The sequence below is a fragment of the Pseudoalteromonas sp. AWH4_217 genome, assembly GCF_056161105.1.
In genome coordinates this window covers 107,868-124,487 of the sequence record NZ_JBSWYM010000002.1, presented here as the reverse complement: position 1 = coordinate 124,487, position 16,620 = coordinate 107,868, and the positions used below count along the sequence as shown (strand labels likewise).

10 protein-coding genes are annotated in these 16,620 nt (G+C 51.6%); 3 read left to right on the top strand and 7 right to left on the bottom strand.

The window, feature by feature from the left end:
• Positions 1–2 precede the first annotated feature (2 nt).
• Positions 3–1,571: an alkaline phosphatase family protein gene (locus tag ACXAH1_RS02300; protein WP_475193436.1), complete on the top strand. Its 1,569-nt coding sequence runs from the start codon at positions 3–5 to the stop codon at positions 1,569–1,571.
• A gap of 127 nt (positions 1,572–1,698) precedes the next feature.
• Positions 1,699–2,676 (top strand): heme-binding protein, encoded by a 978-nt coding sequence (locus ACXAH1_RS02295; RefSeq protein WP_475193435.1) that lies wholly within the window; start codon positions 1,699–1,701, stop codon positions 2,674–2,676.
• A gap of 58 nt (positions 2,677–2,734) precedes the next feature.
• Here the strand turns inward: ACXAH1_RS02295 and ACXAH1_RS02290 are convergent, their stop codons facing one another.
• Positions 2,735–5,161 carry a zinc-dependent metalloprotease gene (locus ACXAH1_RS02290; protein WP_475193433.1) on the bottom strand — a complete coding sequence of 809 codons (2,427 nt, stop codon included), beginning with the start codon at positions 5,159–5,161 and terminating at the stop codon, positions 2,735–2,737.
• Between the two features lie 159 nt (positions 5,162–5,320).
• Here ACXAH1_RS02290 and ACXAH1_RS02285 point away from each other — a divergent pair, with 159 nt between their 5' ends.
• The gene (locus ACXAH1_RS02285; RefSeq protein WP_475193431.1) at positions 5,321–6,289 is read left to right on the top strand and encodes a class 1 fructose-bisphosphatase; all 969 of its coding nucleotides are present in this window, start codon (positions 5,321–5,323) and stop codon (positions 6,287–6,289) included.
• A 207-nt stretch (positions 6,290–6,496) separates the two neighbouring features.
• Here the strand turns inward: ACXAH1_RS02285 and ACXAH1_RS02280 are convergent, their stop codons facing one another.
• The 6 genes from ACXAH1_RS02280 to ACXAH1_RS02255 all read right to left on the bottom strand — a co-directional run bounded on the left by ACXAH1_RS02280 (position 6,497) and on the right by ACXAH1_RS02255 (position 16,595).
• Positions 6,497–8,671, bottom strand: coding sequence for a carbohydrate-binding protein (locus ACXAH1_RS02280; RefSeq protein WP_475193430.1), 2,175 nt, complete (start codon positions 8,669–8,671; stop codon positions 6,497–6,499).
• Positions 8,672–9,212: 541 nt separating this feature from the next.
• The gene (locus ACXAH1_RS02275) at positions 9,213–11,804 is read right to left on the bottom strand and encodes a TonB-dependent receptor (protein WP_475193428.1); all 2,592 of its coding nucleotides are present in this window, start codon (positions 11,802–11,804) and stop codon (positions 9,213–9,215) included.
• A 167-nt stretch (positions 11,805–11,971) separates the two neighbouring features.
• Positions 11,972–13,570 carry a glycoside hydrolase family 3 protein gene (locus ACXAH1_RS02270; RefSeq protein WP_475193427.1) on the bottom strand — a complete coding sequence of 533 codons (1,599 nt, stop codon included), beginning with the start codon at positions 13,568–13,570 and terminating at the stop codon, positions 11,972–11,974.
• Positions 13,571–13,766: 196 nt separating this feature from the next.
• On the bottom strand, positions 13,767–14,540 hold the full coding sequence (locus ACXAH1_RS02265) for an ATP-binding cassette domain-containing protein (RefSeq protein ID WP_138544617.1): 774 nt from the start codon (positions 14,538–14,540) through the stop codon (positions 13,767–13,769).
• Complete coding sequence (locus ACXAH1_RS02260) at positions 14,533–15,501, bottom strand: ABC transporter permease (RefSeq protein ID WP_046005381.1); 969 nt, start codon at positions 15,499–15,501, stop codon at positions 14,533–14,535. The genes ACXAH1_RS02265 and ACXAH1_RS02260 overlap by 8 nt, the downstream gene beginning before the upstream one ends.
• A gap of 8 nt (positions 15,502–15,509) precedes the next feature.
• Complete coding sequence (locus tag ACXAH1_RS02255; protein ID WP_475193424.1) at positions 15,510–16,595, bottom strand: substrate-binding domain-containing protein; 1,086 nt, start codon at positions 16,593–16,595, stop codon at positions 15,510–15,512.
• Between the last annotated feature and the right edge of the window lie 25 nt (positions 16,596–16,620).

The window sequence follows — 16,620 nt, the reverse complement described above, 5'->3', positions numbered from 1 at the left end:
TTATGCAATCACGCAACAATCAACTCAATCAAATCGACCATTTTGTGGTGGTGATGCTGGAAAACCGCTCTTTCGACCATATGCTGGGGTTTTTATACACAGACGAAGGCAACCGCTCTCCTCTGGGCCATGCTTTTGAGGGCCTGACCGGCTCAGAAACCAACCCGGACGACAACGGCGATCTGATCAGCGTATTTAAGATCCCCGCTGATCAACACCCTTACTTCTGGCCCGGCACCGATCCGGGCGAAGGCTATTACAATACCAACAGTCAGCTATTTGGCGATCACCACACGCCGCCTGCAGGAGCAGTCGCCACCAATCAGGGCTTTGTTAAAGACTTTGCCTATACTCTGAGCTGGCAGCGTAAAGACAATGCGCAAAAACCGGGTAGCTGGCAGATTGTCGAGGGCACCAAAGCCTCCGACATCATGGGCATGTACACACCCGACCTACTGCCCGTACTCAGTGGCCTGGCCAAAGGCTATGCCGTATGCGATCACTGGTACTGCTCGGTGCCCACCGAGACGCTGCCCAACTGGGCCTTTGTGCAAATGGCCACCAGCCAGGGGCGGCTCAATGATCACGATAAGGTCTACAATGCCACCAGTATTTATAATCGCTTTGAAGACGCTGGACTCAGCTGGGGCCTGTTTGGCTATGAGAATGATGCCATCCTGACCCGTCAGTCTCTGGCAGCCCTACCCAAGTCGCCAGAGCATGGTCAGTTTGGTAATTTCCATGATTTCACTCAGGCCGCCACCAGTGGCACTTTGCCACACTATAGCTTTTTAGCGCCAGAATGGGGCTCAGATGGCAACAGTCAGCACCCCAATTATGATGTTGCAAAGGGCGAACAATATTTACTGGCCATTTATGAGGCACTACGTCAGTCACCCACCTGGGACAAGACACTGCTGATCATCACATATGATGAACATGGGGGTTGCTATGATCATGTGCCGCCACCGGAAAACGCCGCGCAGCCCAAGGACTGCCCGGACAACGATGGTTTCAATTTCCAGCGCTTTGGCGTCCGGGTGCCTACGGTGCTGGTCTCGCCAAGAATTCCCGCCGGCACGGTATTTAGGATCAGCGAGCCTGACACAGATATAAACGCCAGTAGCCCAGCGCCCACAGCGCTGGATCACACCTCGATCCTTGCAACGCTGGAGCAGCGCTTTGGTCTGTCCCCGTTAACAGATCGGGATGCGGCCGCGCCGGATATTGGCAATGTATTAAGCCTGAGCACACCGCGCAGTGACGATCCGCTCGAAGGGATCAGCGCGCCACGTAGTGAGAGTCAACCACCGTTGGAGGGCCAGACACAACACCAGCAGGGCAGCGACTGGCAACCACAGGCCGACCATCTGCAAAGAGTCGAAGCAGAACTGGTGGCCATGTTGCCGCTGAATGGCGATTACCACAACCGTGAGACGCCGCATTTCAATAACCGCGAGGACGCTAAGCGCTACGCACGCGAGCGCTATCACCGCTATTACAGCGAGTACAACGCCACACACTACGATCGGGATGACTATCATCGGAATAACTCTCATCGGCATAAATAGCCCGGCATAACATCCAGACGAAGGCGGCCAGGGATCCCGTTGCCTTCGTGCAGTCACTGAAGGGATCAGCCTATGGCATACGGGATAAATTCCCGATTTGCCTGTAGCAATTAATGAGGACACCACCATGACTGACGTAACGCCCCCGGATCTTTCTAAACCTTTGCTGATCGATCCGGCACAGGAAAACCCACCAGCCCCGACCACTGAGCTGGGCCCACTGCAGCATTTGATTGGCACCTGGACCAATCAGCCTTTGGGTAACTCTGGCATGGGTGGCACAGACAAACCATTTTCTTACTGCCTGATGCCACTCCCTCAGGAAGCCAGCTATATTCTGAAAAACTTTTCGTATTACGAAGAACTGACCTTTTCAGCCATTCACGGCACGGCGCCTAACCGGGGTGGTTTAGGCACTCAGGTTGCCAATACCCTGTTTTATGAGCAGCGCGTCTACTTTGCCGATGGTCCGGCCAAGGATCAGCTGGTGCATGCCGAAAATGGTTCATTGCTGTTTCTGAGCGATCAAAAACAACTACTGGGTCCTTATGGCAATGGTGAAAAGCCCGGCCTGGGCACCGAAACCGTACCCAACAGTGTGCCGCCCACACAAACCTATGACTTTATTAAGCAAATGTCAGTGCCACATGGTAACTCTATTCTTGCCAGCGGCCATTTCCAGTCGGGCACAGGCGTGCCGACCATTCCTGTGTTGAGTAAGAGCGACGTGTTACCCATGGGCCTGCCCCATGATGTCAGCACCGATCAGTACAGCACCAAAAGTGTCGGTAATCTGAATCCGGACTTTACTCTGAACCCCAATCAGCCGCTGACCAATGCGCTGGAAGTATCGCCACCTAAGAAGTTCATTCTGCTGGAAGTGGATACCGCACACTCAGGCATTCCGGTCACCAACATTGGCTTTGAGCAACAGCATGCCAAAGTCAGCCGCTACGCCATCAGCTACTGGCTCGAGTCACTCGATGGCAGCGATAACTTTACTCAGTTACAGTACTCGCAAAATATCACCATGGAAATCCCCATACAGGGGCAAACCGTCACCTTCCCGCATATCACTACCAATACCTTAGTCAAAAAAGTCTAAACTGAGCGGGCATAAAAAAACCGGACTGACGTCAGTCCGGTTTTTCTCTTTCACACGCTTAGATGGGCGAGCCCGGCGGCATCGGCAAGGCTTTAAAACCCGCTGGCCATTTGCCGCTTTTCAGATACTGTGCCACCTGATCAGCCAGGTAGGTTTCAAACACATCCGCTTTACTGGTGCCACCAAATAAAGAGTCGTTGCTGTATTGCTCCACCAGCTGGTTAAGGTAAAAACGCGACTGAGCCTGAACTTCTGGTGCCAGCTTATCGCTGCTGCTAAGCGTTGCCAGGTGATAAGCCGTTAGAAACTGCACTCGCTGCGCAAGCTTAGTTGCCATACCCGGCTGTGCTTCAGGCTGAAAAACATGCTGATACACCGTATTCAGCAGATCGTCACTACTGAGGTTGCCATCATTGCGCGCCCCCTGTTGTGCCAGGCGATTCAGTCGCTCCGGGTTCAGCAATAAGCTCAAAGTATGCTGCGCCGCCACTTCCGGCAACGCCATGGCATCCAGCGTCAGACCCGTGCGACCTTTCACGCTCTCCCGGGTCTTATACTCGCCATAGGCTTTGGGTGGAATAAGTGCTAATACTGACTCTGGGATCATCAGCTGTTCAGGTGCCAGGGTATCCAGTAATGCGGCCAATGCAGCCTGCTGCTTGGCTTTGCCAACCACCTGTGCCCCTTTTGGCGTGTGCGCCCCCCGTACTTCGTAGTCATAGTCTACACCGCCAATCAGCTTCACTGCCGACTCAACCTGATAGCGATGGAACAAGTACAGCGGTACCAGCTTTTCTTCCAGTTGTGACAGGGCCTCGCCGGTTTTGATGTTATTCAGGCCAAAACGGGCCAGCGCCTTTTGACGAATATCCAGCACCCGGGTCAGCTCAGCAGCCGGGTCGTCACCGTTATCCCACAAGTGGGCGGTCGGGTGGGCGCCACCTTTCGGGCGGGCATCAGCATCCGAGATAAACTCCAGCCCCTTGCTCTTGTTCTCAGCAAGAATGGTGGCCAGTGCCTGCGCTTCGTCTACCGCTGTGAAATCGCTGTAACCATATTTGATCACCTGAGTATCCCATTCACCCATGCCGGTGGCATAGCCTTTGCTGATGTCCAGTTCGCCCTGATCGTTCATGCCTAACAGCGGGTGCGGATAATCCATCACCGAGGCGCGCTCTTTTACCGACGCCGAGAAGTTATGGGCAATCCCCAGGGTATGACCAATTTCGTGGGCACTAAGCTGACGAATACGATCCAGCGCCATGGCATGAAGGTGCTCCGTCACTTCATCGCCTTTAACAAATGGCGCGGCCAGGGCTTCGGCAATCAGGATATCCTGGCGTACCCGCAATGAGCCCAGCGTCACATGACCTTTGATGATCTCGCCGGTGCGCGGATCGATAACAGATGCACCATATGACCAGCCACGGGTAGCACGGTGAACCCACTGGATCACATTGTAACGAATATCCATGGGGTCGGCATTTTCCGGCAGCACTTTGACCTGAAAAGCATTTTTGTAACCCGCCGCTTCAAAAGCCTGATCCCACCAGCGTGCACCATCCAGTAACGCAGTCTTCACCGGCTCAGGTACGCCCGGATCCAGGTAATACACAATCGGCTCAACCGGCTCAGATACTTTTGCCGTCGGGTCTTTTTTGTTTAAACGATGACGCGGGATATAACGTACATACATAGACTCGCTCAGCGGTGCCGAGTAGTCCTTGTGCTCAATGCTCCAGTAACCCGACTGCGGATGAAATGCGCGGGGCTGATAGTTATCATCCGGCAGTTCAATCAGCGAGTGGTGCTGGTGGACAGTGACCGCATAAGGGTTCGCCGTCGCCTGCTTCACATACTCACCGGGTTTGCTGCCCTTAAAGGTCAGGACCGCTTCCAGCTCAGTATTTTTCATAAAGGCTTTAGAGCGCGGCATATAGGTCGCGCTGCGGCTGGCGTCCAGGCTGTAACTGCCCTGCTTGCGCGCCGCCAGGGTGCGAGATACGCCATGCACGTCCGATAATAAGTAAGGCGTATAGTCAATCAGCACGCTGTCGTTATCTTCGGCTACCACCTTAAAGCCGTTTAAAATGCTCGAGGCAAACGCCTCTTTCACGCTTTGCTGCTCTGCCGGATTGTCGGCACTGGCGCGAAAATAGGTGTTCAGTGCACGTAGCATCACCTTGTCACCAAAGCGCTCGAACTGCACCAGATAAGTACTACCCAGCTGACCACGGTCTAATCCAATGTCGTTAGAGCCGACGCCATACGGCAAGCTGTGCTGCAACAAAAATGGCTGTGATAGCTTGTCTACATCCAGATAAATCTTGCCACTGGATGGGTCGCTGTAAAACGCATAGAACCCGGGAAAATGGTTGAAGTTGTCAGTAAATTCATCAATAGACTTAATTGCGGCGTGCGCTTGGGGTATCATAGCCAATAGCAAAGCCGAGAACATGTGAGGTGCAAAGCGTGTTTTTCGCATTTTCTTATCTTTGTTGTTTGAGGTTAGATGACTGGTACCCCTTTTGTATATTAAATCGTATACAAAATACAGTTATTTAGGACAAAATTCAGCGCTGTTTGTGGCCTGCTCTCTCACTCTGTCAGGGCTGCAACATAACCGTTATCAGGACTAAAATTTATGCGTAGACTTCCACCGGTGTTAATTGAAGACGGCTGTTCCCGTGAACTGGTTTCACTGATCCGAACCATTCTGGCTGCCTGTAAAGAAATCTCTTTCCGCGTCGGTCAGGGCGCGCTGTCAGGCGTGCTGGGTTCAACGCTGGATGAAAACATTCAGGGCGAAACTCAGAAGAAACTCGACGTACTGTCTAATCAGCTACTCAAAGACATTCTGCTGGAATCTGGCTATGTTAAGGCCATTGCCTCGGAAGAAGAAGAAGGCACGGTAGCGGGTAGCCCGGATGCCAAGTTTATCGTGGCATTCGACCCGCTGGATGGCTCGTCCAATACTGATATCAATTCACTGGTTGGCACCATCTTCTCTATTATGGAAGCCCCGGAAGACGGCGACCCGGCCGATCCGGCTATCTTTATGCAGCCAGGTCACAAGCAAGTTGCCGCAGGCTACGTACTGTACGGCCCGTGCACCACGCTGGCACTGACCACAGGTAAAGGCACCCGTATCTTCACGCTGGACAAAACCCACGGCAGTTTCCTGCTGACCGAAGAATTTGCCAAGATCCCAGCCGACACCAAAGAGTTTGCCATCAACGCCTCAAATCAGCGTCACTGGCAACCGGCCATGCAAAACTACATCAATGACCTGCTGGCAGGTGACACCGGCCCGCGCGGTAAAAACTTCAACATGCGTTGGATTGCAGCCATGGTAGGTGACGTACACCGCGTACTATGTCGCGGCGGCCTGTTTACTTACCCGGCTGATACCAAAAACCCGGAAAAGCCATACAAACTGCGCCTGATGTACGAAGCCAACCCGATGGCCATGCTGGTAGAACAAGCCGGCGGCCTGGCCCACACCGGCGAGCAACGCATTCTGGATATCGACCCGGAGCATATCCACCAGCGCGTGGCGGTTATCTTAGGCTCGAAAAACGAAGTCGAAGCGTGTCTTGGGTATCATAAGTAATCCCCTGATTTAGCAGCACGCTTTATACGCCATGGTGAGTCCGCCATGGCGTTTTTATCTCCCTCTTTTTTCCACCATCCCCCTTATTTTGCCGCTTGCGGAAGTAGCGGATCACCACAGTGCTTCAAGAGATGACATCGCCATACAGACAAAAAAAGCCATGGCTGCTTGCGCACACCATGGCCTGTATCTAATCAAATTGCGTCATTACTGACAGTTGGCAATTTCTTTCCATGGGCCTAATGAAGCCGGGTTGTTGCCCTGCGTCCACCATTTAGCTTCATAGGTTTTACCGCCAAAGGTAACTTGATCACCGCCGGTGTACACCTGAGTTTCATTCCAGGGAGCCGGGCAGGCATTGCCTGGTTCAAAGGTAACCTGCACGCTGTGTGCCGCAGCTAGTGCCGGGAAGGTGTAGCTTGACTGCGCTGTCACGCTCACGCCATCGACTTTCAGTGTGGCAACACGGTAGCCGCTGTCTGGCACAAAGGTCAGTGTAAAGTCGGTGTTGCCCTTAGCGCTGATCACCCCGTTTGCATCTGGTGTCGGCGAAATGCTGCCACCCGTACCCACCACTGTCGCCGTGATGTCATAGAATACCGGCACATCAATCACCACGTCGGTAAAGTTACCAGACACATAGTCAAAGTTGGCAGCACTCAGACTGTTCACATCGGTGTTTTTCAGTACCAGACGTTTCTGGTCGCCTTTTGATGCCGTTTCGTCCAGTGTGATCACCGTATCCGCCCCTTCCTGCGTCAGGATAAGCATGGAGAAGCTGTAGTTGAACAGCGGCATGCTGATCACAGTTTTGGCCGGGTCAAAGCTGTTCACGGTCAGTGCCATATTCCAACCCCAGTTCTGACTGTTCAGCGGCACAATAAAGCCCAGACGGTCGTAACCACCGGTGACGTTATCAAACATGTCTGGTGTCAAGTCAGCAATTGTCAGACCAACCAGCTCAACCGAACTGTAGATACCACCATCTTTGGCCTGCACACCCACCACTAATGCCGTATCGGTCTCATACGCTTTAAGGTGTTTAAAGCCAATGCCCGCCGTGCCACGAATTTTATCCAGTTGCGGATTAAAGCCGGTCACAGTCTGCTTGCCTGACCAGGCAATTTCATAGATATCCGACTGGGCAATCACCGCTTCGGTATTGACGTTCACAGCAGCAGCCGACACGCCCTCAAGTACCACACGCTGACCGGCAAATGCCAGCTCAGCACCGGCAGCCACATCAGAGACTGACAGGTTACTCAGCGGTGCAGCCGTTTGCCAGTCGCGCAGAATAATACGGTCTTCGCCCACGGTGAAATCGCGTACTGTGGTCACAGAGCCGCTTTGCTCATGCAGCTCGATAACATCCACACCACCACCGGGCAGCACTAAATCGTTACCCCAGCCCGCAGACAGCTTTTCATCGTACTTTGACCCTTCAATCACATCATCCGCTGGTGTGTCGAAGATAGTGTTGTAACCACCAAACTTGTGTACATACTTAGTGATACAGGTGCCCAGCTCATCACAGGTGATTTCATCCTTGGTCAGCAATCGTGCAGTACCCCAGGCGCCACGTAAGTGAGCCGCAGCCAGCAAGCCAGACATAGTCGCCTGCACTGTGATTGGATTACCATTGTCGTCTGTGCCCGGCCAGCTCTTCGCCAGTGCCTGCTCCCAGGTCATGTTGGCATCGCTCAGCAACTGCGTCATCACGCCATAGTTAAACCGCATGGCATCGCGCATCACCAGTTCCTGATTATCCGGGATCAGCAGGTCAGCGAATGAGTTGACGCCATTCTTACCGACAAAGGTGCCTTCCCAGCGGTTCACATCTGTTGCCTGGATCTGGTTACCACCAGAGCCGACAATCTCAACCAGGGCCTCGGTTTTACAGCCAATCCAGGTGCTGTCTTCCACAAACACGTAAAAGCTGTCGTACTCTTTGCCATCAATCGTCACCACTTTCGGGCTATAGTAGCCAGCATCAATCAGAACGGCTTCACCCAGCTGATAACCCACAAATCCCCAGGCATTCATGGAGTTATACTGCATAGTTTTAAACATCTCAGCACTATACGGAGTTTGTGAGTTATATATTCCGTCAATACCCAGCTTGGTAAAAAACTGATTGATGGTGGTATCTTCAGGGATCATGCTCCCGGTCGAGCAGTCACGCACCATACGACCGGGTGCAGAGACTTTGGCATACTTGTAAACCGGGTTATTCAGGTTCTCCAGGTAAAAGTCTGCAAGCGCAGGGTTAATACCCGATTCGAAGTTTCTTAAGCTGTCCAAAAAATCCTGCACGCCCGTTCCCGCTGACGCGGAACAACTTAAGATCACGGCGGCTGCACATCCTGTCATTTTCAATTTCATTAGGTGTTTCCTCATTATTTTTTTAATCGAAACAAACCCAGCAATACCAACCCGATTAGAGCAACAATTTTAATGAACAACCGCGACCCAACCCAAGCCGCCTACCAATAAACCCGCATTAATTATCTATTGCGGGCTAATATCACTGAGGTAGTGAGCAAGCCTATCTTGCTTAATGTGCAAAACAGGCATTTCTATTTGCTCAACTAATATACAAGCTAGCGCTCACAAAATAATAAGTCAATTGTTTTTACAAAATTTATTGCAATAAAGTTTCACGTATAAAATCAATTATAAAAAGGCGAGAAATAAGGCAAGCCGGGCAAACCTGCCTTAACCGAGTAGAAGTGTGGGTACACAGAACCTGTCCGGCAAAGATGCCGGAAATATCAGGTTTGCACCCCTATCCGCGCACCTGTAAAGTCTTCCTTGCCAGGTTACGCGCGGATTGACCAGTTAAAACCGAACTGGCCTAAGGGAAGCGGGCACCTCCCTTATTCAAACACCAGACAGCTTAGGTTACTGCCCGGAAAACTGGGAGTTAGAAGCGCACGCTTGCCCCCACAAAGTAACGGGTACCAAATTCATCTACAGCATGAACAATATTACCCGCAGTTGGCTGTCTGAGTACCAGAGCTTCATTGAGCAAGTTAACCGCTTCCAGCGACACATCGATGTTGTCTGTCACATGCCAGACAATAGAGGCATCAAGCTGATCATAAGCATCGTTCAGGCTGTCCAGGCCACTGCCGTTAAGTTGCCTGACCCAGTTATCACGATAGTTATACGCCAGGCGCACGCTGAACAGGTCGTTTTCGTAGTAACCCGACAGGTTGTACGAGTTTTGCGATACTTCCTCAATCGGCATTTCCTTGCCCGTCGAGTCGGTGCGGCTGCTGTCGGTATAGGTGTAGTTTGCCTGCACCCCAAAACCATTTTCAAATGCATGCTGATATTGCAACTCAATACCGCGTACATCGGCCGTGCCAACGTTACGTGAACGCGTTACCAGACAGCCTTCGCCACATCCCGGATAAAACTCAGCAGCAGTCGTTTGCTCAATATAGTCACTGATGTTCTTCACAAATAAGGTCGCCCCAAGGACGGATGACGGATTAAAGTACCATTCAACGCCCATGTCGTATTGATCTGACTTATACGGGTCCAGATCTGGGCTACCGACATTCGCCGTTTTAAAGCTTTCGGAGATGATATCTGCCACTTTCATGTCATCATAATCAGGGCGCGATACCGTTGAACCGGCAGCAAAACGGAAGATCATATCTTCACTCAGGTCGATGGCTAAGTTAAGGCTTGGCAGATAGTTGGTGTAGGTTTTATCCACTTCACCTTTTACGCCATTGATTTCGCCTTTAGAGAGAATGTCGGTTTCCACTACTCGCAGGCCCAAGTTACCGCGGAAACCTTCGCCTGAGAAATTGGCCTTCACATAAGCTGCGGCAATGTCTTCTTCAATGGAAAAAGCATCTTTGACCGTGACAGTACCAGGCGCATTGCTACGCGCGTAATCCCAAAGGGCACGTGTCGCAATCGGGAACAACGACAAACTGCCAGCACGTCCTTGCGCACTGTGCAGGCCAGAGACAAATCCGCCGTTAAAGTCGCCCAGCGTCAATCGCTCGCCACCCGCACGAATAGCATCAACACTCAGGTCCTGGTTGTTTTCCTGATAAGAGAAAACCTGCTCCTGAAACTTAATCCCTGTCTGAATAGAGGTGATCACTGGCGAGTCCAACTCAAAAGTGAAGTCGGCCTGAATATAATCTATTTCATTATCGCGTTCATAGTTGATGTAAGTGTATTCATGGAACAGCTCCAAGTTATCGTGGCTGCTCAGGTAGTCTGAGTTGACAGGTTGTAATTCCAGCGGCCCATCCACATTGTAAGAAAAGCCTGAGTTAGCACGCTCGGTAATGTCACCCCACCAGGTACTTGTCTGGCCGATACGACCTTCGGCAGTTGACTTACCCAGCACAAAGTCTGCCGACCAGGTGTCGGACTGATAATTGGCAGTAAAGTTGAGCACATCCGATTGCATCTTGGGTGTACGCAATACGCTGTTATTAAACAATGGCGCACCACCCGGGCCCGAGGCCGTCACAGTCGCGCCGGTCACTATGCCCTGTTCATTGACGCTGACGGTGTCACTTTGCAACGTTCCCGAACTCATGATGGCAAACATGGCCGAGTTTATGTGATCGTTTTCCAGCTCAAATAAATTGTAATCCAGGCCTAATGTCAGGTTCTCGCTGGGCGCGTACTGAACACTGATCTGGCTGCTGCTACGCTCCCTGTCTTCGTCAAAGATAATCGACGAAGCACAGCATGAGGTTTTTCTTAAGATACCAGCGCTGTCTTCCAACTCAGATGCACCAGGAGGCCCGAACGTCGACAGGGTTTCACGGTATACTTTCGACTCTTCATTTGAGTAAGCTACCAGAATACCGAAGTTTTCTTGCTCATTTTTCCAGCTCGCCAGACCGGAGTAGGCAGGAGACCAGTCTTCTGCATTGCTATGATAGGCATTTTCTACCGACGCAAAAACAGTGCCTGAGTCCATATCGAGCGGCTTACGGGTCTTCAGGTTGACTGTTCCCCCCATCGCTCCTTCGTTGATATCAGACTCAACGGATTTGTAGACATCCATACCCGAGATCTGCTCCGATGCGAGCATCTCAAAGTTAAAGCTACGGTTCATTCCGCCTAAGTCAAACCAGCCAACACTGGCTACGTTCTGACCATTAAGCAACACCATACTGTGCTCCGGCGCAGTACCACGAACCGTTACACCGCTCACTTCACCAAAGGTTCTGACCACAGTCACACCCGGGATCCGCTGCATCGCATCACCGATGTTCTTATCCGGAAACTTACCTATGTCTTCAGCGGAAATCGAGTCAACGACAGAATTAGCAAAACGCTTAGTATTCAGCGCCTCGGTCAGACTGCGTCGGATCCCTCTGACTTCAATTGTTTCAATTTCCTTATTCGCACCTTCCTGTTGTTCAGCCATTGCACCAAACGACATACCAGATAACGCCGTTGCTACACATACCGCCAGATAACTAGATTTCAGATAACTGGTATTTACCTTTGAGCCCTGATTTTTCATGCTCTTCTCCCCTTTGCCTTTTTCCCAAGCCGTTCATTCCCAGTGAGTCGACGGGCTTGTATTATTATCAAACTGTCATCTTTTATTAGTAAAATTGATATACTAAGTATTTATTAAATCATTTTGACTAATTGTCAAGCACTTATTATTTCGTTTTGCTGCTCTTTTTACAGCAGCTCAGCCATTGCCCGGGCGCTGACGGCTCGGCTCGAGTATGCACAAACATAAGTCGATAAATCAGTATATTGCGCCACCTCATAGTCAGAGCGCATGGCAATCACAATGACGTTATCAGACCATTTTTGCAGCGCCTGTTTTACACGCTGTTGTTGCGCAGCTACGTCAAAACTCTCTCCGGGCAGCGGGTAGTCTTCTGTGATGAGCACCAAAGGCTCAGCCATTGGCTCAGTCGGTGCCTGAAGTGCAGCCAGCAGCTGATCGTGCTGCCAGAGTCGGTACTCACGCCCCCGTTCAGCTAATGTTTCGAGGATCACATCTCGTGCTGAATTAGGGTCGTTCGGACCTATTCCCCGGCTATTCACTATGCTGTCATAGCCTTTGGGATCTGCGGCAAATGCCAGGGTAAACGGACGGCCAGCCAGCGGCCACTGCTGATGACGATTACGAACGACCCGAATGGCGGCCTCAGCCGCTTCGCGTGCAAGTTGATTGGCCCCTTCCAGAACACTGGCGGTCGGGTTAGGTGCAGCCGCAAAATGTTGATACTTAAATGCCAGTACCTGCTGCAAACGTGCATCGACGACAGATTCTGGCAAGCGACCTTGCTTCACCGCTGCAATGACGCCATCAATGGTTTGCGCCTGAATGGCTTTATACGGTGTGGTGCTGTTCTCGTAGTGCTCTTCACTGAGCATCACCAGATTGGCACCAGCCAGCAAGGCCAAAATTGCTGCTTCTTCCGGGGCATAGTTTTTGCGCATCGACCACATGTTCATGCTATCGGTAATGATCAGGCCTTCAAAGCCTAATTGCTGACGTAACACCCCCTGCAAAATCGTCGATGATAAGGTTGCAGGATGGTCGGCATCAATTTGCGGATAGCTGATATGACTGGTCATAATCAGCGGCACACCCGATTCAATGGCAGCCTTAAAAGGTAAGAGATCTTCACGCATCAGCTGCTGCAATGATTTATCCACTACAGGGAGTGTCTGATGTGAATCGCTGTGGGTATCTCCGTGCCCCGGAAAATGCTTAGCACAACTCAGACTACCGCTGCGCCCTACACCGCGTACGGCGGCTGCAACATGACGGGCAACATGATGGCTTTGCTCACCAAAGGCGCGCAGCCCGATGATAGGATTATCGGGATCCGCATTCACATCCGCACAAGGTGAAAGCAGCGTGTTGTATCCCACTTCCCGCATTTGCTCCGCAAAGACCTGATACATATCTGCGGTGAGTGCCGTGTTGTCGGCCTTACCCAGACCCAGATTACCGGGTCCCAGATCGGTGTACTGAGTGAGGATCCCCCAGGAGCCCTCTTGATCGACAGCTAGCAACAAAGGTGCATCGCAGGCTCTCAGTGATGCCTCGTGTTGTAAGTCATGCGCTAACTGCGCTGCACTTGTGGGGTTGGCTGCATTGTCGTCGGTAATATAAAACCCGCCGATATGACGCTCCTTGACCAGCGCCTTTGCGTAGTCCCGGTCCTCTCCGGCAAATGCCAGTACAAACAACTGTCCGACTTTTTCTTCGATGCAAAGCGTGTCTATAAGTTGCGCAACTTTCTTTTCAATATCCATACTGCCCTCTGATTTTCGGCAAAGCAAAGCCCTCAGCGCCACAGCGCCGATTTAAACAATGTTCAGATTAAAGGAGTGCGCAGTTGCACCCCGAGGTTGATATCAATCCGTGTTATATATTCATCAATTTTTCAGTGCGCACAAAGCGTCTGTCACTGCCATTTAATTGATAAAACTTGTTCAGGACCGATAAAAGTTAAGCCGCAGATTTGGCACCGGTGATCAACCCGACCAGATCTTCTTTGGTCACATCACTGACAGACACATCTGCCACCGATTGACCCTGATAAAGCACTACTGCACGGTCGCAGGTTTCTACAACATGTTGCATGTTGTGGCTGATCAGCAGCACCGCTACGCCCTGCGAACTGATCACATTGATCAGCTCATTGACCTGGGCACTTTGCTCAACACCCAGTGCGGCGGTTGGCTCATCCATAATCACGATGTCAGCGCCCCAGTTCACGGCACGGGCAATGGCCACAGCCTGACGCTGACCACCAGACAAGCGGTGGATCTGCTCCTGATAACTTGGAATGCGGCTGTTCAGTCGGTTCAGAGCTTTTTTCGCCCGTTTCTCCATGGCTTTTTTGTCCAGCCAGCCCAGTCGGCGCAGGATCGGATTTTTGTGCAGGATCTCGCGATTAAGAAAAAGGTTCTCTGTGATATCGAACTCGGGCACCATGGCCAGATCCTGAAATACCGTTTCTATCCCTGTCTCACGCGCAGCCAGCGGCGAGTCGATATGTACCGGCTGGCCGTTGACCAAAATCGCGCCTTCATCCGGCGGGTGGATCCCGGAGATACAACGCACCAGAGTCGATTTACCGGCACCATTGTCACCCAGTAAGCCAACTACTTCGCCTTTATTAATGGTAAAGCTGACCCCTTTAAGGGCGTGAACGCCGCCAAAGCGCTTATGTACATCCCTGACTTCGAGGGCGATTTGATCTAATGCACTTCTAACCATTTTTCAACTCCTTGACACCAATTGCCACTGCCACAATCAGGATAGCGCCGCGGGCTATCATTTGTTCATTTGTAGAAAACCCGGACAAGATCAGACCGTTGTTGATCATGCCCATCAACCAGGAGCCCAGAATGGCACCGATAATACAGGCCCGGCCACCAAACAGGCTGGTCCCGCCAATCGCCACCGCAGCGATAACGGTCAACAGATCCGCCTCACCCAAAGTGTAACGGGCACCATGCAGGCGGCCGGCATACAAGAGCCCCGCCAGCGCAGCAGCCATAGATGAGATAACCAGAGCGTAAATACGCACCTGAGTCACCTTAATCCCCATCGCCAGTGCTGCTTTAGGACTACCACCTACCGCAAGTAAGTGCTTACCAAAAGCTAATTTAGTGAGCACCACATAACCCAGAGCCGCGATCACCAGTGTCCAGATAAATAGCGATGGAATACCAAACAGCTCACCAGCACCAAAAAACGCAGTGAACGTCTGATCTATGATAGGTACGGATTCAAGATTGGTCAGTTGACGCGACAGGCCCGTGATCACACCCATAGTGCCCAGAGTAATCAACAAAGAAGATACCTGTAACCGCTCAATCAGCAACCCGTTGATCAGGCCCACGATCAGACCCACGCTGAGCGCCCCCAGGACCGCAAGCGGAATACCCACATGTTGTAATAACAGAGCGCCAACCAGGGCTGATAAAGCGACAACCGAGCCTATGGACAGATCGATATGGCCCACTGCCAGTGCAAAGGTCAAGCCCACTGCCATCACAGTAATGGGCGCAGTCTGGCGCACAATGTTCATAAAATTGGTCAGGCTAAAAAAGCCCGTATCATGCAGCGCAACTGCAAAAATCAGCATCACTGCAAGGAATATATAGTAGATAAAGAACTCTCGTTTTACTGCCAGCAACTTCAGCTGCTGCAAAGGTAGTTGATTAACGCTCATGGTATTCCTTATTGTTTTAACGCTAAATTCAGGAGTCTGGGCAGAGGCGACTGGAACGCGCGCTGCCAGATCTCAGCAATATTGTCTCGCTTCACCGTATCAAACGGCACCAGAGTAAAGTGCGGTGCCGGTAAACCCAGCGTTGCAGCCGCACCCAGTCTGGCCATGGTCTGGCCGATATCAAATGGGCGATCCGAAATGGTGCCGTGCACGTTGCCATTCATAGCCATATCCAGCAGATTATTGACCCCTAAGTCATGGGTGATCACTTTTATATCGCGCCGGCCCAAAGAGCGCAGTGCCTCGACAACGCCTTCAGCGGCAGCATCCCAGGAAACATAAATCGCCTCCAGCTCAGGATGCTGTAACACCATGGCAGCAGCCACATTGCTTGTCTCATGCTCTTTGATAAACCCCTTCTCGATGATCACGTCGAGTTCAGGGTAGGCTTTGAGCCCGGTGCGGTAGGCATTATCGCGGTTGTTGGTGATAAAATAGCTGGCATCATGGTAGATCATGCCAATTTTACCTTTGTTATCCAGCGCACTGGCCGTCAGATCAGCTGCCGCCTTACCCATACCAAACATGTCATCGGTTACAATGCCGACAAAATCTTTGCCCTGCTCAAATCCGGGGATGGGGTTGCTGAGCAGCACCAGTTTGGCGCCCCGCTCAATGGCTTTCGCATAGCTTTGTTTCGTACTTACGCCATCTACACTCAGTGACAAAATGATGTCGGGGTTTAATGCCGCAATATTTTCGAGATCAGCCACTTGCTTGGCAGGATCAAACTGGGCGTCGGTTGCTGCCACCACTTTAATGCCTAACTTTTCAAATTCAGCACGCGCACCACGTGATACCGCAGCCACCCAGGGGCTGGCGCCATGCCATACCAGTGCAGCAGTCAAATCTTTTGATTTAATTGCCTGGCTCTGCTGTGCGCTCAGGTGAATATCACTGGATTTTGCCGCTTTGCTCCAGTCGATACTTTGCGTTGCCCAGCTCATCGACGTTGCGCACAGTGCAGCAGCGGCAAACATCCCGCTCAACCACGCCCGGCTACGATGGCCCTTTATCTGAGTTCCTGTAGACATAGGTAGATCCTGCTGTTGATTATTA